This window comes from Pseudonocardia sp. TRM90224, assembly GCF_021245725.1.
GTDB lineage: Bacteria > Actinomycetota > Actinomycetes > Mycobacteriales > Pseudonocardiaceae > Pseudonocardia.
In genome coordinates this window covers 61,401-83,196 of sequence record NZ_JAJGSX010000014.1, presented here as the reverse complement: position 1 = coordinate 83,196, position 21,796 = coordinate 61,401, and the positions used below count along the sequence as shown (strand labels likewise).

Here is a 21,796-nt window from a genome sequence, read left to right as displayed (position 1 = left end):
CTCACCGGCTCGCCGTAGACCAGTGGATCCGAAGGGCATGGCGGACTTCCCTGGCAACACCGGTTGCGGCGCCTGGACGTCACGCTGCCCGGGGTTCGCCCAGCTTCACGAAAATCACACCGGCCAGGATCAGCGCCCCGCCGACCACCTGGACCACCGCCGGTACCTGCCCCAGCAGCACCCAGGCGAACACCAGCGCGGCGAGCACCTCCAGCAGCGCGAAGAACGACCCGAGCCGCGACCCGAGCCGCCTCGACGCCGCGATGCCCGCGACGTACGCCAGCGCGGTGGAGACGAGGCCGAGCGTGAGCACCGGCACCCACCAGTCGACGGTGAACCCCTGGAACACGACCGGCGCCGTTGTCGCGGTGAACGGCAGGATGCCGACCGCGCCGGCCAACGACAACGCGACCCCGCCGACGAGCAGCCCACCGGCGGCCAGGACGCTGCCCGGCAGCCCGTTGTCCTCGTGGGAGGAGAGCACGAAGTAGGTCGCGGCGCCGACCATGGCGGCGAGCGCCCAGAGGATCCCGACGACGCTGACCTCCGCACCGGAGAGCAGGTCGAGCACGAGGAAGAGCCCCACGAGCCCGAAGGCGGCGCCGACGAGCGTCAGCACACCGGGCCGCTGGTCCTGGCGGGCCCAGAGCCAGCCCACGATGGCGACGGGCGCGGTGAACTCGATCAGCAGCGCGACCCCGACCTGCATGTGCGAGACGGCGTTGAAGTACGCGAGCTGGCACCCGGCGACGGCGATCAGCCCGTAGGCGACGATCAGCGCGAGGTTGCGGCGCACCAGCCCCCACCGGCCGCGCAGCTGCACCACGGCGATCGGGACGAGCAGCAGCGCGCCCAGCACGATCCGCACGGTGACCGCGGCGGCCGCGGTCCACCCGGCGTCCATGAGCCCGCGCGCCAGCGTCCCCGAGAGGCCGAAGGACCCCGCGGCCAGCACGGCGAACCCGAGCCCCGCTGTGAGCCTGCTGGGAGCCGGAATCGCCGTGTCATGAGTAACTGTCGCCATGGCTCATGACGTTATGCGGCGTGCGTGTAAGATGTCAATGTGGCATTCGCTCATGACACCAACGCGTCGTTGCTTGCTGCCGTCGCGCTCGTGAACTCAGCGGTCGAACCCGACACCATGACCACGCTCGCGGACCTCGAAACCTTCTACGTCACGCACGGCTACACCGGCTCCAGGACGCGCGACCAGGCCGAGCTCGACGCCGTCCGCGCGCTGCGCGCCCCGATCCGCGCGCTGCTGACCAGCAGCCGCGACGAGGCCGTCGTGATCGTGAACAAGATCCTCGCCGAGCTCGACGCCGTCGTCCCGCAGCTCGTGCGGCACGACGCGTTCGACTACCACCTGCACGCCGTCCACGAGGACGCGCCTTTCACCGACCGGATCGCCGTCGAGACCGCCATGGCGATGGTCGACGTGATCCGCACCGACGAGATGAGCCGGCTCTCCGTGTGCGCCGACGAGACCTGCGACGGGCTCGTCGTCGACCTCTCCCGCAACCGGTCACGTCGCTTCTGCAGCACGACGTGCGGCAACCGGGCCGCAGTGGCCGCCTACCGGGCGCGCAAGTCGGGCTCGTAGCCGGATCACGACCAACCCCGCGGCCAGGGGCGGGGCTGTGGTGGCCGGCCGGGGTGTGTGCGTTGCGCACGCGAGGGCAGGAAAGCCACTTTCCGGCCCTCACAGGGCAGGAAAGTGGCTTTCCTGCCCTCCCCAACCCGGGGCGTGAGCTGCGCGAACGGCACTTTCGAACGATAGGTTGGCCTGAAAGTGCCGTTCGCGCACATCCCGGCGGTCGCCGAGCGGGCGGGATCGTGAGTTGAGTGTGCCCAGGGCTGCCGCGACAGCCCTGAGCACACTCCCGATCAGCCAGTGCCTGGATCCCGGGGTGCCGGTCCACCGCGGTGGCTGCGGCGATCCACCTGACAGCCACTTTCCCGGCACGACGCGCGGGCCGTCCCCTCACATACTGGCACTGGCCGCCGTGTTCGCCTCCACCCGCTCGCGACGGGCCAGCTCGTAGCTCGCGAACGCGGTGGCGAGGTCGGGCCCGTCGCGCAGCGCCTCGGCCAGCGCGACCGCGTCCTCCAGCGCCATCGACGCGCCCTGGCCGGTGGCGGGCGACGCGGCGTGCGCGGCGTCGCCGATGACGATCATCCGGTCGCGGTGCCACATCCGGACGTTCGCGAGGTCGTATGCGTTGGTGACCAGCGCACGGCGCGACGCCGAGACGATCGCCGACGGGAGCCGTCCGACCGACAGCAGCTCGGTGAGCTCGGCGACGATCGACCGGGTCGTTGCGGCGGCCAGTTCCGCGCGCCCGAGCGCGGGGCCGAACGCGCGGGCGAACCACCACGTGCCCTCGCGCTCGGTCGCGATGGCGCCGAAGGTGGCCGCCGCTTCCCGGACGAAGTGGATGCGGTCGACCGGCTCGCCGACGGCGTCGGAGTACCCGTAGTACACGCGGTGGCCGACGTAGCGGGGCGGCGCGGCCGCCGGGTCGATCATCGTCCGGACGGCCGAGCGCACCCCGTCGGCACCGACCAGCAGCTCGCCGGTCGCGACGGCGCCGCTGCCGAACGTGAGGCGGACCTCCTCGGGCGTCGTCTCGGCGGCACTGAGCCGCTCGCCGTATCGGATCTCGATCCCCCGGCGCTGCGCCTCGGCGCACAGCACGGCACAGAGCGCCGCGCGGGTCAGGTACCGGTACCCCGGCCCGTCCGCGCTGCCCAGCGGCCTGCTGGCGATCTCGGTCCCGTCGGCGGCGCTGAGCAGCAGCTGGCGCAGCGGCTCGCTCGCGTCACGCACGGCCGCGTCGGCATCGAGGCGCGCAAGAGCCGCCATCCCGTTCTCGGCAACAGCGAGGAACGCGCCGGCATCCGCGTCGCCCTCCGCGCCGGCCTCGTGCACGACGACCTCGGCGCCGTTCGCGTGCAACCCCAGCGCCACCGCCGTGCCCGCAATCCCGGCACCGACCACATGCGTCACAGGCATCACACGCGTGACGATATCGACCTGATGTGGACCATCACCATGCTGTCTGACACCGTCGCGGGCGTGAGCGCCCACCTGCCGTTGACCGGCGAGCGGACCGTGCCGGGCATCCCGGAGGAGAACTACTGGTTCCGCCGCCACGAGGTCGTCTACCGGGCCGTCGCGCCGCGGTGCGCCGGCGCGGTGGTGCTGGAGGCCGGTTGCGGCGAGGGGTACGGTGCCGACCTGCTCGCCGAGGGAGCCCGCCGGGTGCTCGCGCTCGACTACGACCCGACGACCGCTGCACACGTGCACTCCCGCTACCCGCGGGTGGCGGTCGCGCGGGCCAACCTCGTTGCGCTGCCAATCGCCGACGCCGTGTGCGACGCGGTGGTGTCGTTGCAGGTCGTCGAGCACCTGTGGGAGCAGGAGCAGTTCCTGCGCGAGTGCCTGCGGGTGCTGCGCCCCGGCGGCGAGCTGCTGCTCTCGACGCCGAACCGGATCACGTTCTCCCCCGGCCGCGACACCCCGCTCAACCCGTTCCACACCCGCGAGCTCTCCGGCGCGGAGCTGGCCGCCATCGTCGACGACGCCGGCTTCACCTCCGTGCAGGTGCTGGGGCTGCACCACGGCCCGCGGCTGCGGGCGCTCGACGCCGCGCACGGCGGCTCGCTCGTCGACACCCAGGTGCGCCTCGCCGTCGCCGGCACGGCGTGGCCGGCCCGCCTGCTGGCCGACGTCGAGTCGGTGACCTGCGCCGACTTCGAGCTGTCGCCCGCCGATGTGGACGCGAGCCTCGACCTGCTCGTGCTGGCCACCCGGCCGTGAGCGACTCGACGGTCGGCACGTTCTGCCTCGTCCTGCACAGCCACCTGCCGTGGCTGGCCCACCACGGGCGGTGGCCGGTCGGCGAGGAGTGGCTCTACCAGTCGTGGGCGCACGCCTACCTCCCGGTCGTCGAGGTCGTCTCGCGCCTCGCCGAGGAGGGCAGGCGGGACCTGTTGACGCTCGGCGTCACGCCCGTGCTCGCCGCGCAGCTCGACGACCCGCACTGCCTCGACGGGATGCACCACTGGCTCGGCGGCTGGATGCTGCGCGCGCACGACGCCGCGGCCCGCCTGCCCGACCTCGCCGCCTACGAGCACCGGCAGGCCGCGACCGCGCTGGAGTCGTTCGAGCGCGGGTGGCGCCACGGCGCGTCACCGGTACTGCGAGGGCTCTCCGACGCGGGCGCGGTCGAGCTGCTCGGCGGGCCGGCAACACACGCGTTCGGCCCGCTGCTGCAGCCGGAGGTGCGTGCGTTCGCGCTGGAGACGGGGCTGGTCGACACGACCGTGCGGCTCGGCACCCGCCCGGCGGGGATCTGGGCGCCGGAGTGCGGCTACGCGCCCGGCATGGAGGACGGGTACGCGGCCGCGGGCGTGCGGCGCTTCCTCGTCGACGGCCCGGCACTGCGCGGCGAGACCGCGCTCGCCCGCACGGTCGGCTCCTCGGACGTCGTCGCGTTCGGGCGCGACCTCGACGTCACCTACCGGGTCTGGTCGCCGCGCTCGGGATACCCGGGCGGGCGCGACTACCGCGACTTCCACACGTACGACCACCCCTCCGGGCTCAAGCCGGCGCGGGTCACCGGCCGGTCGGTCGCACCGGAGCGCAAGCGGCCGTACGACCCGCAGCGCGCGGCCGCGGCCGTCCGGCGCGACGCCGCCGACTTCGTCGCAGTCGTCCGCTCGCGGCTCGTGGACCTGCAGGAACGGCTCGGCCGCCCGGCGCTGACCGTCGCGGCGTTCGACACGGAGCTCTTCGGGCACTGGTGGCACGAGGGGCCCGCCTGGCTCGACGCCGTCCTGCGCCTGCTGCCCGCGGCCGGGGTCCGGGTGACCAGCCTGCGCGGCGCGGTGGACGCCGGGCTGGTCGGCGGCCCGGTCGACATCCCGGAGTCGTCATGGGGATCGGGCAAGGACTGGCGGGTGTGGGCGGGCGAACAGGTCGCCGACATCGTCGGGCTGAACGAGCAGGTGCAGAAGACCCTGCTGAGCAGCGTTGCGCCGGGCGCAGCCCGCGACCCGCTGCGCGACGCGCTCGCGCAGGAGGCGCTGCTCGCGCTCTCCAGCGACTGGGCGTTCATGGTCAGCAAGGACTCCGCTGCCGGCTACGCCCGCGAGCGCGCCCACGGCCACGCCCAGCACGTCGCGGAGCTGGCCACGCTCCTGCGTGCCGGGCGCCGCACCGCGGCGACACGCCGGATCGCACAATGGCCGGCCACGCCGTTCGGCACCGTCGACGCCCGCGGCCTGGCATAGAAGTTCCCCACCGTTTTGCCAACCTGCACGGGCAATTCGGCGCGCAAGTAGGCAAAACGGTGGGGAACTTTCAGACGGTGCGCCGGGTGCCGTCGGCCGCGGATGCCCTGACCGCGTCGAGGAGGCGGTGCAACCGCACCGCGGCCGCGAAGTCGGGCGTCGCGCTGCCGCCGGTCTCGATGTCGTCGGCGAGCTGGGCGTAGAGGGCGGCGACGTTGGTGTGCGGGCCGACGGCACCGGGATCGACCAGCTCGGTCCACTCCCCCTCACCGGCCCGGATCCCGAGCAGCTTCAGCCCGCCGATCTGGATCTGGGCCAGCCGCGGGTCGGTCGGCGCGGATACCACCGCGAGGCGGCCGCCGGTCCCGACGACGTCGATGCGCGTGCCCGGGTCGGCCGGCACGGCGTCGACGATGGAGGCGGCGAACGCGGCGCCACCACTTGTCCGCCCGGCGAGCACCATCGCGTCCGGGCTGGTCGCCGTGCCGGGCGCGCCGGTCTCGATCACCGTGAAGTCCGGGTGCTGCACCGACAGGCCCGCCGCGACGTCGACGATCGGCCCGACGATCTGCTGCACGGCGTCGAGGATGTGCCCGCCGAGCACCTCCACCAGCCCGGCGCCGTTGGACCGGTCCATCGTGTACGCAGCCCACGCGGGGATCGCGCCGCCCGCACCCTTCGCCCGCCCGGCGGTGACGTTCACCGAGGTCACGCGCCCGACGAAGCCCTCGGCGACCAGCTCGGCCGCCCGCACGACGGCGGGCGCGAACCGGGCCTGCAGCCCGACCGCGGCGTTCACGCCGCGCGCCGCGGCGGTGAGCGACTCGGCCTCGGCCGTGTCGAGCGCGAGCGGCCACTCGCTGAGCACGTGCTTCCCGGCGTCGAGCACCGCGGTGATCAGCTCGGCGTGCATCGGCACCTTCACGGTGATCGCCACCAGGTCGACGTCCGGATGCGCGGCCAGCTCGCGGGCATCGGTGAACCAGTGCGCCGCCCCGAACTCCGCCGCGGCACGCCGCGCGCTTTCCTCCCGGCTCGTCGCGACGGCGGTGAGCGCGAACCGCGGATCGGCCAGCAGCGCTGGGACGTGTGCCACCGCCGCCCAGCTGCGTTCCGGGCTGGCTCCGACGACCCCGACCTTGATCATGACACTCCCCCGGAAGCGGACGCACACCGTCCGCTTGCCCGGCCAGCATAACCGGACTTCGTAGGTCCGCTTGCTACCGTGTGCCCATGACCGCCGTCGACCGGCTGCTGGCCAGCGGCCCCACCCCGCGCGCCGACGCCCACCGGAACGTCGAACGGCTGGTCGCGGCTGCCCGCGAGGCCGTGGCCGAGATCGGGACGGGTGTCACCGCGCACGAGATCGCGCAGCGCGCCGGGGTCGGCATCGGCACCTTCTACCGGCGACTGAGCTCCCGCGACGACCTGCTCGCGGCGATACTGCTGGAGTCCATCGAGGAGGGCCTGCGGCTCGCCGCCGAGGCGCTCGACGAGCCCGATCCGTGGGCCGGCTTCACCGGGTTCGCCACGGCGTTCGTCCAGCTGCGCGCGGTGAGCTGCGGGGTGAACAACGCCCTCGCCGGCCGCGCGACCGTCGAGCTGCCCCTCGACCAGGTGCGCGACGGCATCCGCAAGCTCGTCGAACGCGCGCAGCGGCACGGCGCTTTGCGCGCCGATGTGACGTGGGAGGACGTCGCGTTCCTGCTCGCCGGGACGACCGTGGACCACACGATCGGGCTCTCGCCGGCCGCAACGCCTGACAACGAGCAGTGGCGACGCAGCGTGCGGGTCGTGCTCGACGGTCTCGCCGCACGTCCCGGCCCTACCGGCGGGTAAGTTCCCCCTCGTGCGGGTGCTGATGGTGTCGTGGGAGTACCCCCCGGTCGTCGTCGGCGGGCTGGGGCGGCACGTGCATGCGCTCGCGACGCAGCTCGCCGCCGGTGGCCATGACGTCGTCGTGCTCTCGCGCAGGTCGACCGGGACGGACGCGGCCACCCACCCGACCGTCGACGAGGTCGTGGAGGGCGTCCGCGTGCTCGCCGTCGCCGAGGATCCCGGCCACTTCGAGTTCGAGCGCGACATGGTCACCTGGACCCTCGGTATGGGCCACGCACTGCTGCGCGCGGCGCTGACCAGGCTCGATGACTGGCGCCCGGACGTCGTGCACGCGCACGACTGGCTGGTCGCACACCCCGCGATCGCGCTCGCCGACGTGTTCGGCGTCCCGCTCGTGGCGACCTTCCACGCCACGGAGGCCGGCCGCTACGCGGGCTGGCTCTCCTCGCGACTGAGCCAGCAGGTGCATTCGGTCGAGTGGTGGCTCGCGCACCGCGCCGACACGCTGATCACCTGCTCGGCTGCCATGCGCGACGAGGTCGCGGAGTTGTTCGAGCTCGACCCCGCCCCGATCACCGTGGTGCACAACGGCATCTCACCGCGCGCGTGGCGCGTCGGCCCGCAGCGCGTCGCGGCGGCCCGCGAGCGGCACTCACCCTCGGGCGCGCCGATGCTGCTCTACTTCGGCAGGCTCGAGTACGAGAAGGGCGTGCAGGACCTCATCGCGGCGCTGCCGCGGGTCCGTCGCGCGCACCCGGGCGCGAAGCTGCTGGTCGCCGGGACCGGAACGGCGACGGAGATGCTGGTGGCGGCCGCGCGCTCGCACCGGGTGCGGCGCAGCGTCACGTTCCTCGGGCACCTGCCCGACGCCGACCTCGCCGCCGCGCTCGCCGCGGCCGACGCGGTGGTGCTGCCGAGTCGCTACGAACCGTTCGGGATCGTGGCGCTGGAGGCAGCTGCCGCGCGGGCGCCGCTCGTCGCCTCGACGGCCGGCGGGCTCGGGGAGGTTGTGGTCGACGGGAAGACCGGGCTGTCGTTCCCACCAGGAGACGTGCCGGCGCTGGCCGCGGCGATCACGCGGGTGCTCGACGACCCGAAGGCGGCGGCGCGGCGGGCCGGAGCGGCGCGGAGCCGGCTCGGCGAGGACTTCGACTGGACTCGCATCGCGGCGCGGACTGCGACGCTCTACGCGTCGGCGTGCGCCGGCGGACCCGTCGAGCTCGGGCGACCCAAGATCCCGACGGGCAACGTCTTCGGGCGTTCGCAAGACAGCTAGGCGGCGTCCTCACGCATCGCGGCGAGCGCGGCATCGGGGTACTCGGCGACGAGCTCGAGCACCAGGTCGTCGCGGTCCTCGGCGACGGCATCGTTGACGGCGGCGGTGTAGCGGGCCTCCAGTGCCTGGAGCCGGCGGACCGTTGCGTCGTTCATGGCGCGGACTTCCTCTCGGGCGGCGGGACGCTCTCATACAGTTGAACGTACGAACCCGAGTCTGTGTTTCCGGATCTGATACAGCTCACATCGATTCAGAAAGAGTTAAGGTCCTTTTCGAGCCTGCGTTGGACTGCCGCGGCGGTCTTGTTCGCGATGTCCGCAAGTGCCGCACGCTGCTCCGTGGCGGCCTCGTAGTCGGCCAGCCGGTTGCGCACGACCCGCGCCGGGGCGCCCACGGCGATCGAGTACTCGGGGATCTCGCCACGCGCAACGGCGTGCGCGCCGAGCACCGAGCCGCGCCCGACCCGCGTGCCGCGCAGCACCGAGACCTTGGTGCCGACCCAGCAGTCCGGCCCGATCCGCACGGGCGTCTTGACGATGCCCTGGTCCTTGATCGGGATGTGCACGTCGGCGATGCGGTGGTCGAAGTCGGTGACGTACACCCAGTCGGCGATGATCGTCGCCGCGCCGATCTCGACGTCGAGGTAGCAGTTCACCGTGTTGTCCTTGCCGAACACGACCTTGTCGCCGATCCGCAGCGAGCCCTCGTGGCAGCGCAGCGAGTTGCCGTCGCCGATGTGCACCCACCGGCCGATCTCCAGCCGTCCGTAGCCGGCGCGCGCGTGCAGCTCGACGCGCTTGCCGAGGAACACCATCCCGCGCAGCACGACGTGCGGGTTGGTGAGGCGGAACCGCAGCAGGCGGGCGTACCGCACGAGGTACCAGGGCGTGTACGCGCGGTTGCGCAGCACCCACCGCAGCGAGGCGATGGTCAGGAAACGGGCCTGGGCCGGGTCGCGCCGCAGCGCGCGACCCCAGCGGTCCCGCATCGGCGACCCCCACATGCTCGTCATCCCCGAACCATAACGACCGCGCGCTTGCCCGCCGGGTCATGATCGGCCATCGTGCGGAGGTGCCCCGGATCGTCGTCGTCGGAAGCGTGAACCTCGACCTGACAGCGGAGGTGGACCGCCTCCCCGAGCCCGGTGAGACGCTGGCCGCGGGCGCGCTGCGCAGGGTCCCCGGCGGCAAGGGCGCGAACCAGGCGCTCGCGGCGCGCAGGCTCGGCGCCGACGTCACGATGGTCGCCGCGGTCGGCAAGGACACCGCGGCGGACGAGGCGCTGGCGATGCTGCGCGCGGAGGGCGTCGACCTGACCGCCGTCCGCGTCGACCCCGAGCTGCCGACCGGCCACGCGCTGATCACGGTCGACGCGGAGGGCGAGACGACGATCATCGTCGCGGCCGGCGCGAACGCCCGGCCGGCGGTCGAACCGGCCGATCTCGCGGGCGCCGACGCCGTCCTGACGGTGCTGGAGGTGCCCGACGAGACCGTCGCCGTGGTCGCCGAGCACGCACCCGGGTTCCGCGTGCTGAACGCGGCGCCGTCCCGTCCGGTCGATCCCGGGGTGTTGCGACGGCTCGACCTCGTGGTGGTCAACCGCGCCGAGTTCGCCGCGCTCGACGGGCTCGACGCCGCTGGTGCCGTCGCCGTCACCTACGGCGGGGAGGGCGCGGTGCTGCGCCGTGGCGGTGTCGAGGTGGCCCGCGCCGAGCCGCCGCCGACCACCGTCGTCGACGGGACGGGCGCCGGCGACAGCTTCACCGCGGCGCTGACCGTCGCGCTGCTCGCCGGACGGTCCGACGCCGACGCGCTGCGCTACGCGTGTGCCGCAGGTGCGCTGACGGTATCCCGCCGCGGCGCGCAGCCGTCGCTCCCGACGGCGGCCGAACTGGAAGGAATGCTGTGAGCCGAGCTGTGATACCGCTGGTCATCGACACCGACCCGGGCGTCGACGACGCCGTCGCGATCATGCTGGCGGCGGCGTCGCCGGAGGTCGATCTGCGTGCCGTCACGACCGTCTTCGGCAACGTCCCGCTGCCGAACACGACGGCGAACGCGCGGCGGGTGCTCGCACTCGCCGGGCGCGACGACGTGCCGGTCGCGGCGGGCGCGGCCCGCCCGCTGGTGCACCCGCAAGCCGAACGGGCCGAGGCGTGGCACGGCGACGACGGACTGGGCGGCCGGGCGAGCGAGTTGCCGGAGCCGGGCGCGGAGCCCGACCCGCGTGGCGCCGTCGCCGTGCTGGCCGCCGTGCTGCGCGAGTCGGCGGAGCCGGTGACGATCGCGCCGATCGGGCCGCTGACGAACATCGCGCTGCTGCTCGCCGTGCACCCGGAGCTCGCGCCGCGCATCCGCCGGATCGTGTGGATGGGCGGCTCGCTCGGCGCCGGCAACACGACGGGTGTGGCGGAGTTCAACGCCCACTGCGACCCCGAGGCGGCGCACCGCGTCCTGACGCAGGCGGACGTGCCTGTCACGATGGTGCCGCTGGACCTGACGATGAGCTGCCCGGCGGGCCCGGAGTGGATCGGGGCGCTCGCCGCGGGCGGCCCACGCGGTGAGGCGCTCGCGCAGGTGATCACGCACTACCGGACGGCGTTCCGGACGCGATACGGGATCGACGCCGTCGCCGTGCACGACGCCGTGGCCGTGCTCGAGGCGATCCTGCCCGGGACGCTCACCCCGACGTCGATGGCGATCCGGGTGGCCTGCGACCTGGGACCGGCGCGCGGCGCAACCGTCGCGGGCGGAGCGGGGCCGCACGTCGGCGTGGCCCTGGACGCCGACACCGACGCGGTACTGGCCGAGATCCTCACCCGGCTCCGCACGCTCGGGTAGCCGTCGCCGCTCAAGCGAGCCCGTGCTCGATCGCATACCGGACGAGCGCGGCCCGGTTGGGCACGGCCAGCTTGCGCAGCACGTGCTGGACGTGGTTCTCGACGGTGCGCGGCGAGAGCACCAGCCGTGCCGCGATCTGCCGGCCGGTCAAGCCTTCGACGATGAGCCGCAGCACGTCGGTCTCGCGCTCGGTCAGCTGCGGCAGGCGGGCGCCGGCGGGCCGGCCGTGGGCCTCCAGCACGACGTCGGCGAGGCCGGGACTGAAGACGGCCTCACCCGCGGCGGCGCGGTGCAACGCGGCCTCCAGCTCGGCGACCCCCGACGACCACACCAGGTAGCCCGCCGCGCCGGCACGCACGACGGCGAGCACCCCGGTGTGCTCCGCTGTCCGTGCGACGGCCAACACGGGCGCGGCAGCAGCCGTCGCCGCGACCGTCTGCGTGCCGTCCGGTCCTGCCGTGTCGAGATCGACCACGACGACGTCCGGCTGCTGCTCCACGACCGTCCGCGCGGCTTCCTGTGCCCCGATCGCCCGCCCGACGACGTCGACCCCGCCGATCGACAACGCGACGCCCACCCGGGACCCGGGAGCTGCGACGATCACGATGCGCATCTGGCGGAGGGTAGCGACGCGGACACGGGCGCAACACGTCCGTCCAGAGAGGTCCGGAGTGGGAGCGCACACACCACCGGACATCCGGCGCTGCGTTGCGTGCGATGCGCACGGAAGTTCCGGAAAGCCACTTTCAGGCCCCCACAGGGCAGGAAAGTGGCTTTCCTGCCCTCCCCTGCCAAACCGGTGAGGGCTCAGTCGTCGTCGGCCAAGCCCTTCTCGATCGCGTAGCGGACGAGCTGGGCGCGGTTGTGCAGCTGCAGCTTGCGCAGGGTGTTCTGGACGTGGCTCTCGACCGTCCGGTGCGAGACGACGAGCCGCTCGCCGATCTGCTTCGCCGTCATGCCCTTCGCCACCAGCCGCAGGACCTCGGTCTCGCGGTCGGTGAGCATCGGCACGGCGGGCTCGCCCGACGCGGCGGCGGGCTCGCCCGCGAGCCTGCGGTACTCGCCGAGCACGAGCCCCGCGAGGCCGGGTGTGAACACCGGGAAGCCCTCGGCGGTGCGGTGCACGGCGGCGAGCAGCTCCTCGGCACCGGCCGACTTCACGAGGTAGCCGGTGGCGCCGGCCTTCACGGCCTCCAGCACGTCGGTGTGCTCCCCGCTCGCGGAGAGCACGAGGATCCGCGTCTCCGGCAGCTTCGCGAGGATGCCCTCGATCGCGGTGACGCCGCTCGTCGCGCCGAGGTTGAGGTCCATCAGCACGACCCGCGGGCGCGTCGCGTTCGCGATGCGCACGGCCGCGTCGGCGTCGGCCGCCGTCGCCACGACCTTCAGCCCGCGCTCGGTGAGGTCGCGCGCGACCCCTTCGCGCCAGATCGGGTGGTCGTCGACGACCATCACCGTGATCTCGTCAGCCATCGGCGTCCCTCCTCGTTCCCCGGCGCTCACCGGGCAGCCCGCCTGGGCAGGTTGATGATCCATTCCGTCCCGCGGCCGGGCCCGGTGTCGCAGGTGAGCGTGCCGCCGAGGTCGTTCACGCGCCCGCGCATCGACATCGCGACCCCCAGCCTGCCCTCCGACTCGGCCGCGGCGAGCCGGCCGGCCGGGATGCCGGGGCCCTCGTCCCGGACGCTGATCTCCACGGCGTCGCCGGTGTCCTCCAGCAGCACCCACGCCGGCGCGTCCGGCCCGACGTGCAGCGCGACGTTCGCCAGCGCGGCACCGACGACGGCCACCAGCTCATCGACGGCACGCGCGGGCATCTCCACCCGGTGCGCGGGGGCGGAGACGGTGACGCGCGAGGTGCCGAGCATGCGCAGCGCTGCGGCGAGGTCGCGCCTCCCGTGCACGTCGACCGGCGCCGGCCCCGCGGTGAGCAGCGTGCGAAGCGCGTACTCCTGCTCCCCCGCGAGCCTGCCCAGCTCGCCCGCGGCGCCGCCGAGCTCGGCGCCGCGCCTGCGGACGTACCCGAGCACCTGCAGGACACCGTCGTGCACAGCACGGGCAAGGCGGTCGCGTTCCATCATCGCCGCTTCGGACGTGATCGCCGCCCGCAGCCGCTCGGCGTTGCGGCGCACGACCGTCGACGCGAACCCGATCGACACCCCGACCAGCACGAGCAGCTGGACGTCGGGCAGCTCCGCCTCGAACCGCGCCTGCACCAGGAACAGCATCACCGACAGCGCCGCCGCCCCGGCGAGGCCGCCGCGGACGCCGAACGCCAGCGCGAGGGCCAGCACGGCGCCGGGAGTCCAGATCGAGCCCATGACCGACTCGTCGGAGAGCACCTGCGCGCGGGTCTGGACGAACGGCGTGGTCGCCATGACCCCGACGGTCACAACGAGATCGGCGATCGCCAGCCGGCCGCGCGGCATCATGCCGAAGTAGCCGTAGCCCGTCACGACGGTCCATGCCGCCATCACCGCCAGCACGGCGACCGCGCCGGCCGGGGACGCGAAGTTGCCGAGCGTGTAGAGCACGCCCCCGATCGAGCTCAGCAGCGTGAGCACCCGGTAGACCAGCAGCCCGCGCCACAGCGGTTCGAGCGGGCGGTCCATGTCGGCCGCCGACGGCATCTGCCGCAGGTAGTCCGGCGGCGGGGTCAACGGACCGGCCTCCGACGTGGGCCGATCACGGGGCGGTCCGGCGCTCGCCGTCGGGCCACACGCAAGGCGCCTCGCCGGTCAGGGTCAACGTGCTGGCGTCGACGAGCGCGGTCAGGCGGTAGCCCCCAGGACCCGCCGCTTCGAGGCCCGCCGTGCCGGTCGGCTCGGTGTGGGAGCGCACGACGATCCATCCGCTCCCGACCAGGTGCTGAGCCACGCGCTCCAGGGTGGCAGCGGGATCGGCGCCTGCGGGAAGCGGCCCCACGGAACTGAGCTCGGGGCGCCGCTTGCCGCTCGGTGTCGTGAAGTCGAGGTCGAGCCACGTGCACGAGCCGGCCGATGCCTGCTCGGCCACGGTCTGCGGCACCATCGAGACGGCGCGCGCCGTGCTCTCGAGCACCCCGCGAACCCGCCCGGACGCCTCCGCTGCCGTCTCCGTGGGACTCGTCTGCACGGCGATCACGACGGCAAGGGCCGCCAGCGCGATCGCGATCAGCAACACGGGGAGGTTCAGCGCGCGCCGCAGCATCGTCGTCCGGCTCATCGGACCATCGTGGACCGTCGCGTCGATCACCGAATCGGTAGGACTACGGCTAGGCCGTGCCTCGCGTCAGCCGGGCCGCTTGGTGCCCGTCACAAGCGCGTTGTAGAACCACCCACGCGGGACGAACCGGGACATCACGGTGTCGTCCAGCCACGAGAGGCGCTGCCAGCTGCGGTAGGCGAACATCGCCCAGCCCCACCCGAGCTTGCCGGGCGGCACCGCCGCATCGAACGTCCGGACCGGCCAGCCCAGCATCGCCGCGGTGAACTCCTCGGTCGCGGCCCGGACGTCCTGCGCGCCCGCCCGCCGCGCTGTCGACTCGAGCTCGGCGGGGTCGAAGACGTGGATGTCGACGACCGCCTCCAGCGCGGCCGCGCGCGACGACTCGTCCAGCTCGGCCTGCGGTCGCCGCCACCCCTGCAGCGCGGGGATCCGGGTGACCGCAGTGGTCGCCTTCCAGGTCAGGTTGCCGAGGCGGCGAGCGTAGAAGTCGCCGACCTTCGTCGGCTCGCCGGCGAACACGAACCGCCCGCCCGGCTTGAGCACGCGCAGCACCTCACGGAACGCCAGCTCGACGTCCGGGATGTGGTGCAGCACCGCGTGCCCGACGACGACGTCGAACGAGTTGTCCTCGTACGGGATGCGCTCGGCGTCGGCGACCCGGCCCTCGACGTCCAGCCCGAGGTGCTCGGCGTTGCGCAGCGCGGCGGCGACCATGCCCGGTGAGAGGTCGGTGACGGCGCCGCGCTTCGCCAGCCCCGCCTGCATCAGGTTGAGCAGGAAGAACCCGGTACCGGAGCCCAGCTCCAGCGCCCGCTCGTACGGCCAGCCGTCGTCGTCGGCGATGCGGCGGAACCGACCGGCCGCGTAGGAGATGCAGCGCTCGTCATAGGAGATCGACCACTTGTCGTCGTACGAGCCCGCCTCCCAGTCGTGGTAGAGGACGTTCGCGAGCTTGCGGTCCTGCCACGCCGCCTCCACCTCCTCCGCGGAGGCGTGCGGGTTGGGCGCCGGGTCCTTACTCATGGGTAGATAGCGTAAACGGCGTCTTACCGGTCGCCCAGCCACCGCTACCATTGTCTCGATGACTGAAGCGTTCGCGACGACGATGCCCCCGGGCGGCTGGACGGTCGACGACCTCGACAGGTGGCCTGAGTCACAGCTGCGCCATGAACTGACAGATGGGGCCTTGACCGTGTCGCCGTCGGCGTCGAACCTGCACCAGTCCGTCCAAGGTCGCTTGTTCGCGAGGCTCGATGAGCTCGCTCCGGATCCGCTCGTGGCTGCGCAGATCGTCGAGATCCGCTTCGGTCGCCAGCTCACCCGCATCCCCGATGTGCTCGTCGTTCACTCCGACGAGCCGAGGCGACACTGGTTCGCACCGTCCGAGGTGCTTCTCGCGGTCGAGATCGAGTCGCCCGGATCGCACACCGAGGATCGGGTGACCAAGCCCGCCATCTACGCCCAGCACGGCATCCCGGCCTTCTGGCGCATCGAGCTGGAGCCGCTGCGCGTGCGCATCTTCCGGCAGGGCGAGGGTGACAGCTACCGGGAGGTCCTCGGAGGCGGCACGGAGCGACTGAAGGTGACCGACCCGTTCGACATCGACATCGCGCTCGTCGACCTGCTCCCACGCTGGGCCCGCTAGCGGCCCTCGAACTGCGCCTTCCCCGGCCCGTTCTCGACGAACGAGGCCATCCCGACCCGCCCGTCCTCGGTCGCGAAGAGCGCGGCGAAGGCGTCGGCCTCGATGTCCAGCCCGGTGCGCAGGTCGACGTCGAGGCCGCCGTCGATGGCCTTCTTCGCCGCGGCGAGCGCGACCGCGGGGCCGTTCACGAACTGCTCGGCCCACCGGCGGGCGGCGGCGTAGACCTCGTCGGCCGGCACGACCTCGTCGACGAGACCGATCGCCAGCGCCTCCTCCGCCTTCACCATCCGGCCGGTGAAGATCAGGTCCTTGGTCCGGGACGGGCCGATGAGCCGCGCCATGCGCTGCGTGCCGCCACCGCCGGGGATGATCCCCAGCAGGATCTCGGGCTGGCCGAGCTTCGCGTTGTCGCCGCAGATGCGCCGGTCGCAGCCCAGCGCGACCTCCATGCCGCCGCCGAGCGCGTAGCCGGTGATCGCGGCGACCGTGGGCTTGGGCACCTCCGACAGCGCGCCGAAGCACGCGTTGAGCCGCCGCGCGACGGGTGCGATGTCGGCGAACGACATCGACGCCATCTCCTTGACGTCGGCGCCGGCCGCGAAGACCTTCTCGCCGCCGTAGACGATCACCGCGCGGACGTCGGCGCGCCTGCTCGCCTCCTCGGCCGCGGCTTTCAGCTCCTCCTGCACCTGCCGGCTGAACGCGTTCATCGGGGGCCGGTCCAGCCGGATCGTGCCGATCCCGCCCTCGACCTCAAGGTTGACGAACTCGCCCACGCCGCTTCCTTCCGTCGTCCGCTGCCTCGGTCGGGACCCTACCCGCGCTCGGCCGTCAGGAGGTCCACGAGCTCGATCGGGCGGCTCAGCGCCACCAGGTGCCCGCCGGGCAGCTCCTCGATCTCCAGCCCGAGCCGCTCGGCCACCAGCTTGCGCTGGAACTCGACTGGGAAGAACCGGTCGTCGCTACCCTGCAGGAAGCGCGTAGGGACGTCCGGCCACGCCGCGAGGGGCCACGGCTTCCCGAACGGGGTGTCGGACTGCAGCGGCGGCGGGCCGGCCTTCGCCTCCTCGACGATGTGCTCGGGGACGTCGTGGAAGAACTCGATCCAGGGGTCGAACGGCGCGTCGGGGTCGCGGCCGTCGCGCAGCGCCATCTCACGGGCCGCCGCGCCCTGCCCGGTGGCCTCCCACCACTCGCCCGCCGACTCGCCCGGCTTCGGCGTCATGGCGTTGACCAGCACGATCTCCCGCACCGGCAGGCGCTCGGCCACCAGCCCGGTGGTGAAGGCACCCATCGACTGCCCGACCAGCACGACGTCGCCCGCAGGCCGGTCGCCGATCGCCGCGACGACGGTGTCGACGTACTCCGCGAGCCCGGCGGTGTCGTCGGCGCCGGGCAGCTCGACGGGCAGCGCCTCGTACCCGCGCTCCTCCAGCAACGGCACCACCCGGTGCCAGTACCAGGCCTGCCCGGTCGCGCCGGGGATCAACACGTACGTCGTCCCACTCATGGTCACTGCCCTCGCTCGGCGAACTCGGACGCGCTGCCCCCACCGGGGAACCGCGAGACGAAGTCGAGCACACCCACCCAGCTCGGGCGAACGGCGATGCGCGCCATCCGCACGCCGGGCCGGTCCGAGTCGGCGATCGTCGCCTCGGCCTGCTCCGGTGTCGCCGCGTAGCGGCGGTGCGCTTGCACGTACTCCGGGACGAGCCCCTCGACGTCGGCGACCTCGGCCCGGCCGCGCAGGAGCAGCACCTGCGGTGGGGCGACCGGGGTGTCGATGGTGATCGCGACGTCCGGCCGGGCGCGCAGGGCCGCGATCTTGCGGGCGCCGGCGAAGGTCGCGAAGACGATCTCGTCGCCGGTCCACTGGAACATCATCGGGAAGACCCGGGGAGTGCCGTCGGCGGCGGTGTACGCGAGGCGGGCGAGCTCCGTCGAGTGCAGCAGCCGCTGGGCGACGTCGGTCGATATCAGGTCGGGGTGGCCCTGGGGCAGGGTGGTCGAAGAAGACATACTCCTAGATTAGGAGTGCTTGCTTTGATTACGCAAGAGATTGCTACGATGCAGCGATGGCCGGGAAGCGGAACTACGACGACCCGTGCGGGATGGCACGCGCCCTCGACATCGTCGGCGAGCGGTGGGCCCTGCACGTCGTGCGCGAGCTGCTGCTCGGCCCGAAACGGTTCTCCGACCTGGTCAGGAGCCTGCCGGCGGTCAGCCAGAACGTGTTGTCCCAGCGTCTGCGCGAGCTCGCCGAGGCCGGTGTCCTGCACCGGCGCCGGATGGGCCCACCGGTCAGCGCGAACGTCTACGAGCTCACCGATCGCGGCCAGGAGCTGCGGCCCGTCGTCATCGAGCTCGCCCGCTGGGGCAGCCGGCTCGCCACCACCGCGGTCGGGGAGCTCTCGGCCGACGCGCTCGCCATCGCGATGCTGACGACCTACGACGGCATGGCGAAGGACGCGCTCATCGAGCTGCGGCTCGGTGAGGAGCGGTTCCGCGCGGAGATCCGCGACGGGCGGTTCGACATCACCCGCGCCGAGACGCCGCACGCCGACGCGGTGATCACGACCGACGCGGCGGCGCTGCGATCGGTCGTGTTCGGCGGCCGCCCGCTCGACCCGTCAGCCGTCACCGGCGACCTCGACGCCGCGCAGGCGTTCGTCCGCCACTTCCCGCGCCCGGCGATCACCTGACCGAACGGCTGGGTTCGCGCCGGGGTTTCAGCGGCGCCAGGCGGTGTAGCGGCCGCGGCGGCGCTGCACGGTGAGCGGCAGGCCGAAGGTGGCCGAGAGGTTGTCGTCGGTGAGCACGTCGTCGAGCAGCCCGGCCGCGACGACACCGCCCTCGCGGATCAGCAGCCCGTGGCTGTAACCGACGGGGATCTCCTCGACGTGGTGCGTGACGAGCACCGAGGCAGGCGCATTCGGATCGGCGGCGAGCGCGGTGAGCCGCGCAAGGAGGTCCTCGCGGCCGCCGAGGTCGAGCCCGGCCGCGGGCTCGTCGAGAAGCAGCAGCTCGGGGTCGGTCATCAGGGCCCGCGCGATCGTCGTGCGCTTGCGCTCGCCCTCGGAGAGGGTGCCGTACGTGCGCTCCACGAGCGCGCGCATCCCGAGCGCGTCGAGCAGCTGATCGGCCCGGTCGGTGTCGGCGGAGTCGTACGCCTCACGCCACCGACCGAGCACGCCGTACCCCGCGCTGACGACGACGTCGCGCACCGTCTCCTCCGGCGGGACCCGCCCGTTCAGCGCCGCCGACGACAGCCCGATCCTGGTGCGCAGCTCGAAGACGTTCACCCGGCCGAGGCGCTCGCCGAGCACGTGCACCGTGCCGACGGTGGGGTGCAGCTCGGCAGCCGCGAGCCGCAGGAGCGTCGTCTTCCCCGCGCCGTTGGGGCCGAGCACGACCCAGCGTTCGTCCAGCTCGACGGCCCAGTCGACGTCGTGCAGCAGCGTCGAGGCACCCCTGCGGACGCCGACGCCGTCCATCCGCACGACGAGATCGGTCAGGTCGGGAGTGTCGCTGCTGCGCTGGGTGAGCATCGACTCAGGGGATGATCCGGACGCGGCCACCCCTCTATCCTCGCCGATCGTGCCTGTCTTCCCTCTGGGTGCCCATGCCGACAGCGGCGGGGTGCGCTTCGCTGTGGCCTCCACCAGCGCGGATGCCGTCGAGGTGTGCCTTGTGGACGGGACGGGCGACACGCTGGGTGAGCGCCGCGTGACGCTGCCGGAGCGGACGTTCGGCGTTTGGCACGGTTACGTTCCCGGCGTCCGACCGGGCCAGCGTTACGGCTATCGGGTGCACGGCCCCTACCGTCCGTGGGACGGGCTGCGGGCCAACCCGGCGAAGATCCTCGTCGACCCGTACGCCCGGCGGATCACCGGCGGCATCACCGACATCGTCGCGGCGCGCGGCTGGGCCGACGACCCGATGACCGGGCCGCAGAGCACGGTCGACTCGCTCGGGTACGTGCCGCTCTCGGTGGTCTCCGAGCCCGACGTGCTCGCGCCGCTCGAGCGGCCCGACGTTCCGTGGTCGGAGACCGTGATCGCCGAGCTGCACGTGCGCGGCTTCACCAAGCTGCACCCGGAGGTCCCGCCGGAGCAGCGCGGCACGTACCTCGGGCTCGCCCATCCCGCCGTCGTCGAGCACCTGAAGAAGTGCGGGATCACGGCCGTCGAGCTGCTGCCCGTCACCGCGATCGCGGACGAGCCGCCGCTGCTGGAGCGCGGCCTGCCCAACTACTGGGGCTACGCGACGCTCGGCTTCCTCGCACCGCACGCCGGCTACGCGAGCGTGCCCGGCGCGGAGATCGACGAGTTCCGGACGATGGTCGACGCGCTGCACGCCGCCGGTATCGAGGTGATCCTCGACGTCGTCCCGAACCACACGGCCGAGGGCGGGGTCGGCGGCACGACGCTCTCCTACCGCGGTCTCGACGCGCCCGCGTACTACTCGCTCGGCGGCAACGGGCACGACGCCGACATCACCGGCACCGGCAACACACTCGACTCCGGTTCGCCGACGGTCATCCGGCTGGTCTGCGACGCGCTGCGGCACTGGTCGACCGTGTTCGGCGTCGACGGCTTCCGCATCGACCTCGCGAGCGTGCTGGGCCGCCCGCACTCCGGCGCGTTCCACCCGGACGCCCCGCTGCTCACCGCGATCGCGACCGACCCCGTGCTGTCGGGCCGCAAGCTGATCGCGGAGCCGTGGGACGCCACCGGTGAGGGCTACCGGGTCGGCGGGTTCGGGGTGGCGTGGTCGGAGTGGAACGGGCGCTACCGCGACGCGGTGCGCGACTTCTGGCGCGGCCACGGCGGCATCGGCGAGGTCGCGTCGCGCCTGATGGGCAGCTCAGACCTGTACAAGGTCTCGGGCAGGCGGCCGTGGGCGTCGATCAACTTCGTCACGGCGCACGACGGGTTCACGTTGCGCGACCTCGTCTCCTACGAGCACAAGCACAACGAGGCCAACGGCGAGTCGAACCGCGACGGCACCGACGACAACCGGTCGCAGAACTTCGGCGTCGAAGGCGAAACGTCGTCGCCGGTGGTCGTCGAGCGGCGCCTCGCCGCGGCGCGGGCGCTGTTGGGCACGCTGCTGCTGTCCAACGGCACGCCGATGCTGCTCGGCGGCGACGAGCTCTGGCGCACCCAGGGCGGCAACAACAACGCCTACTGCCACGACAACGAGATCTCCTGGGTGGACTGGACGCCCAGTACCGCCGCGGACGCGCTCACGTCGTTCGTCGCCCGTGCGGCGCAGATCCGCCACAGCTCACCCGCGCTGCACCGCGACAGGTTCTACCGCGACGGCGAGGTGCTGTGGTGGCACCCGGACGGCAGGCGGATCGGCGGCCACGACTGGCACGACGGCGGGCTGCGCAGCCTCGGCCTCCTGCGCGCGGAGTGGCTGCTGCTCCTGCACGCCGGCGACAGCGCCGTGCCTGCGACGCTGCCGCCCGACGGCGCGTTCGTCCCGATGCTGGACAGCACGCGGCCGGGCGGGGCGCCCGTGACGAGCCGTCCCCTGCCCGGCGGGACGACGATCACGCTCCCGCCGCACTCGCTGATCCTGCTCCGCCTCACGACGGCGTCGTAGCCGGCGGGTGGTCGGGGGAGGGCCGGAAAGCCACTTTCAGGCCCTGTGGGGGCCAGGAAAGTGGCTTTCCTGCCCTCC

At 73.1% G+C, this 21,796-nt stretch carries 24 protein-coding genes; 10 read left to right on the top strand and 14 right to left on the bottom strand.

Annotated elements, in window-relative coordinates:
• Positions 1-79: 79 nt before the first annotated feature.
• Positions 80-1,024 (bottom strand): EamA family transporter, encoded by a 945-nt coding sequence (locus LL648_RS20600; RefSeq protein ID WP_232664256.1) that lies wholly within the window; start codon positions 1,022-1,024, stop codon positions 80-82.
• A 39-nt stretch (positions 1,025-1,063) separates the two neighbouring features.
• Between LL648_RS20600 and LL648_RS20595 the strand changes: the two genes are divergently transcribed.
• Positions 1,064-1,603 (top strand): CGNR zinc finger domain-containing protein, encoded by a 540-nt coding sequence (locus LL648_RS20595; RefSeq protein ID WP_232664255.1) that lies wholly within the window; start codon positions 1,064-1,066, stop codon positions 1,601-1,603.
• Between the two features lie 381 nt (positions 1,604-1,984).
• Here LL648_RS20595 and LL648_RS20590 read toward each other — a convergent pair whose 3' ends face one another.
• Positions 1,985-3,016 carry an FAD-dependent oxidoreductase gene (locus LL648_RS20590; protein WP_232664254.1) on the bottom strand — a complete coding sequence of 344 codons (1,032 nt, stop codon included), beginning with the start codon at positions 3,014-3,016 and terminating at the stop codon, positions 1,985-1,987.
• A gap of 39 nt (positions 3,017-3,055) precedes the next feature.
• Here LL648_RS20590 and LL648_RS20585 point away from each other — a divergent pair, with 39 nt between their 5' ends.
• Positions 3,056-3,823 carry a class I SAM-dependent methyltransferase gene (locus tag LL648_RS20585; RefSeq protein ID WP_232664253.1) on the top strand — a complete coding sequence of 256 codons (768 nt, stop codon included), beginning with the start codon at positions 3,056-3,058 and terminating at the stop codon, positions 3,821-3,823.
• Positions 3,820-5,298 (top strand): 1,4-alpha-glucan branching protein domain-containing protein, encoded by a 1,479-nt coding sequence (locus LL648_RS20580; protein WP_232664252.1) that lies wholly within the window; start codon positions 3,820-3,822, stop codon positions 5,296-5,298. Before LL648_RS20585 ends, LL648_RS20580 begins: the two co-directional genes overlap by 4 nt.
• Positions 5,299-5,368: 70 nt before the next feature.
• Here the strand turns inward: LL648_RS20580 and LL648_RS20575 are convergent, their stop codons facing one another.
• A complete protein-coding gene (locus LL648_RS20575) occupies positions 5,369-6,445 on the bottom strand; it encodes a Gfo/Idh/MocA family protein (RefSeq protein ID WP_232664251.1) in 1,077 nt (358 codons plus the stop codon).
• 86 nt (positions 6,446-6,531) lie between these two features.
• Between LL648_RS20575 and LL648_RS20570 the strand changes: the two genes are divergently transcribed.
• On the top strand, positions 6,532-7,137 hold the full coding sequence (locus tag LL648_RS20570; protein WP_232664250.1) for a TetR/AcrR family transcriptional regulator: 606 nt from the start codon (positions 6,532-6,534) through the stop codon (positions 7,135-7,137).
• Between the two features lie 10 nt (positions 7,138-7,147).
• Complete coding sequence (locus LL648_RS20565; protein ID WP_232664249.1) at positions 7,148-8,413, top strand: glycosyltransferase family 4 protein; 1,266 nt, start codon at positions 7,148-7,150, stop codon at positions 8,411-8,413.
• Here LL648_RS20565 and LL648_RS20560 read toward each other — a convergent pair.
• A complete protein-coding gene (locus LL648_RS20560; protein WP_232664248.1) occupies positions 8,410-8,568 on the bottom strand; it encodes a hypothetical protein in 159 nt (52 codons plus the stop codon). The two genes, LL648_RS20565 and LL648_RS20560, sit on opposite strands and share 4 nt — an antisense overlap.
• Before the next feature lie 95 nt (positions 8,569-8,663).
• A complete protein-coding gene (locus LL648_RS20555; protein WP_232664247.1) occupies positions 8,664-9,425 on the bottom strand; it encodes an acyltransferase in 762 nt (253 codons plus the stop codon).
• Positions 9,426-9,484: 59 nt separating this feature from the next.
• Between LL648_RS20555 and LL648_RS20550 the strand changes: the two genes are divergently transcribed.
• On the top strand, positions 9,485-10,321 hold the full coding sequence (locus LL648_RS20550) for a ribokinase (protein WP_232664246.1): 837 nt from the start codon (positions 9,485-9,487) through the stop codon (positions 10,319-10,321).
• Positions 10,318-11,253 carry a nucleoside hydrolase gene (locus LL648_RS20545; protein WP_232664245.1) on the top strand — a complete coding sequence of 312 codons (936 nt, stop codon included), beginning with the start codon at positions 10,318-10,320 and terminating at the stop codon, positions 11,251-11,253. The genes LL648_RS20550 and LL648_RS20545 overlap by 4 nt, the downstream gene beginning before the upstream one ends.
• Before the next feature lie 10 nt (positions 11,254-11,263).
• Here the strand turns inward: LL648_RS20545 and LL648_RS20540 are convergent, their stop codons facing one another.
• The 5 genes from LL648_RS20540 to LL648_RS20520 form a co-directional block, all read right to left on the bottom strand.
• Entirely contained in the window at positions 11,264-11,866 is a 603-nt protein-coding gene (locus LL648_RS20540) for a LuxR C-terminal-related transcriptional regulator (protein WP_232664244.1), read from the bottom strand.
• A gap of 194 nt (positions 11,867-12,060) precedes the next feature.
• Positions 12,061-12,726 (bottom strand): response regulator, encoded by a 666-nt coding sequence (locus tag LL648_RS20535; protein WP_232664243.1) that lies wholly within the window; start codon positions 12,724-12,726, stop codon positions 12,061-12,063.
• 26 nt (positions 12,727-12,752) lie between these two features.
• On the bottom strand, positions 12,753-13,913 hold the full coding sequence (gene macS / locus LL648_RS20530) for a MacS family sensor histidine kinase (RefSeq protein WP_232664242.1): 1,161 nt from the start codon (positions 13,911-13,913) through the stop codon (positions 12,753-12,755).
• A 25-nt stretch (positions 13,914-13,938) separates the two neighbouring features.
• The gene (locus LL648_RS20525; RefSeq protein ID WP_232664241.1) at positions 13,939-14,457 is read right to left on the bottom strand and encodes a hypothetical protein; all 519 of its coding nucleotides are present in this window, start codon (positions 14,455-14,457) and stop codon (positions 13,939-13,941) included.
• 66 nt (positions 14,458-14,523) lie between these two features.
• Positions 14,524-15,483, bottom strand: coding sequence for a class I SAM-dependent methyltransferase (locus tag LL648_RS20520; protein ID WP_232664240.1), 960 nt, complete (start codon positions 15,481-15,483; stop codon positions 14,524-14,526).
• A gap of 58 nt (positions 15,484-15,541) precedes the next feature.
• On the opposite strand from LL648_RS20520, the gene LL648_RS20515 reads away from it, so the two are divergent.
• Positions 15,542-16,105, top strand: coding sequence for a Uma2 family endonuclease (locus LL648_RS20515; protein WP_232664239.1), 564 nt, complete (start codon positions 15,542-15,544; stop codon positions 16,103-16,105).
• On the opposite strand, the gene LL648_RS20510 is transcribed toward LL648_RS20515, so the two are convergent.
• The 3 genes from LL648_RS20510 to LL648_RS20500 are packed head-to-tail and all read right to left on the bottom strand — an operon-like array spanning position 16,102 to position 18,124.
• Entirely contained in the window at positions 16,102-16,881 is a 780-nt protein-coding gene (locus LL648_RS20510; protein WP_232664238.1) for an enoyl-CoA hydratase/isomerase family protein, read from the bottom strand. The two genes, LL648_RS20515 and LL648_RS20510, sit on opposite strands and share 4 nt — an antisense overlap.
• A 38-nt stretch (positions 16,882-16,919) precedes the next feature.
• Positions 16,920-17,615, bottom strand: coding sequence for an alpha/beta fold hydrolase (locus LL648_RS20505; protein ID WP_232664237.1), 696 nt, complete (start codon positions 17,613-17,615; stop codon positions 16,920-16,922).
• A gap of 2 nt (positions 17,616-17,617) precedes the next feature.
• Positions 17,618-18,124, bottom strand: coding sequence for a pyridoxamine 5'-phosphate oxidase family protein (locus tag LL648_RS20500; protein ID WP_232664236.1), 507 nt, complete (start codon positions 18,122-18,124; stop codon positions 17,618-17,620).
• Between the two features lie 56 nt (positions 18,125-18,180).
• Between LL648_RS20500 and LL648_RS20495 the strand changes: the two genes are divergently transcribed.
• Positions 18,181-18,807, top strand: coding sequence for a winged helix-turn-helix transcriptional regulator (locus LL648_RS20495; protein ID WP_232664235.1), 627 nt, complete (start codon positions 18,181-18,183; stop codon positions 18,805-18,807).
• A gap of 27 nt (positions 18,808-18,834) precedes the next feature.
• Here the strand turns inward: LL648_RS20495 and LL648_RS20490 are convergent, their stop codons facing one another.
• Positions 18,835-19,653 (bottom strand): ABC transporter ATP-binding protein, encoded by an 819-nt coding sequence (locus LL648_RS20490; protein WP_232664234.1) that lies wholly within the window; start codon positions 19,651-19,653, stop codon positions 18,835-18,837.
• Positions 19,654-19,702: 49 nt separating this feature from the next.
• On the opposite strand from LL648_RS20490, the gene glgX reads away from it, so the two are divergent.
• Positions 19,703-21,718: a glycogen debranching protein GlgX gene (glgX, locus tag LL648_RS20485; protein WP_232664233.1), complete on the top strand. Its 2,016-nt coding sequence runs from the start codon at positions 19,703-19,705 to the stop codon at positions 21,716-21,718.
• Positions 21,719-21,796 lie beyond the last annotated feature (78 nt).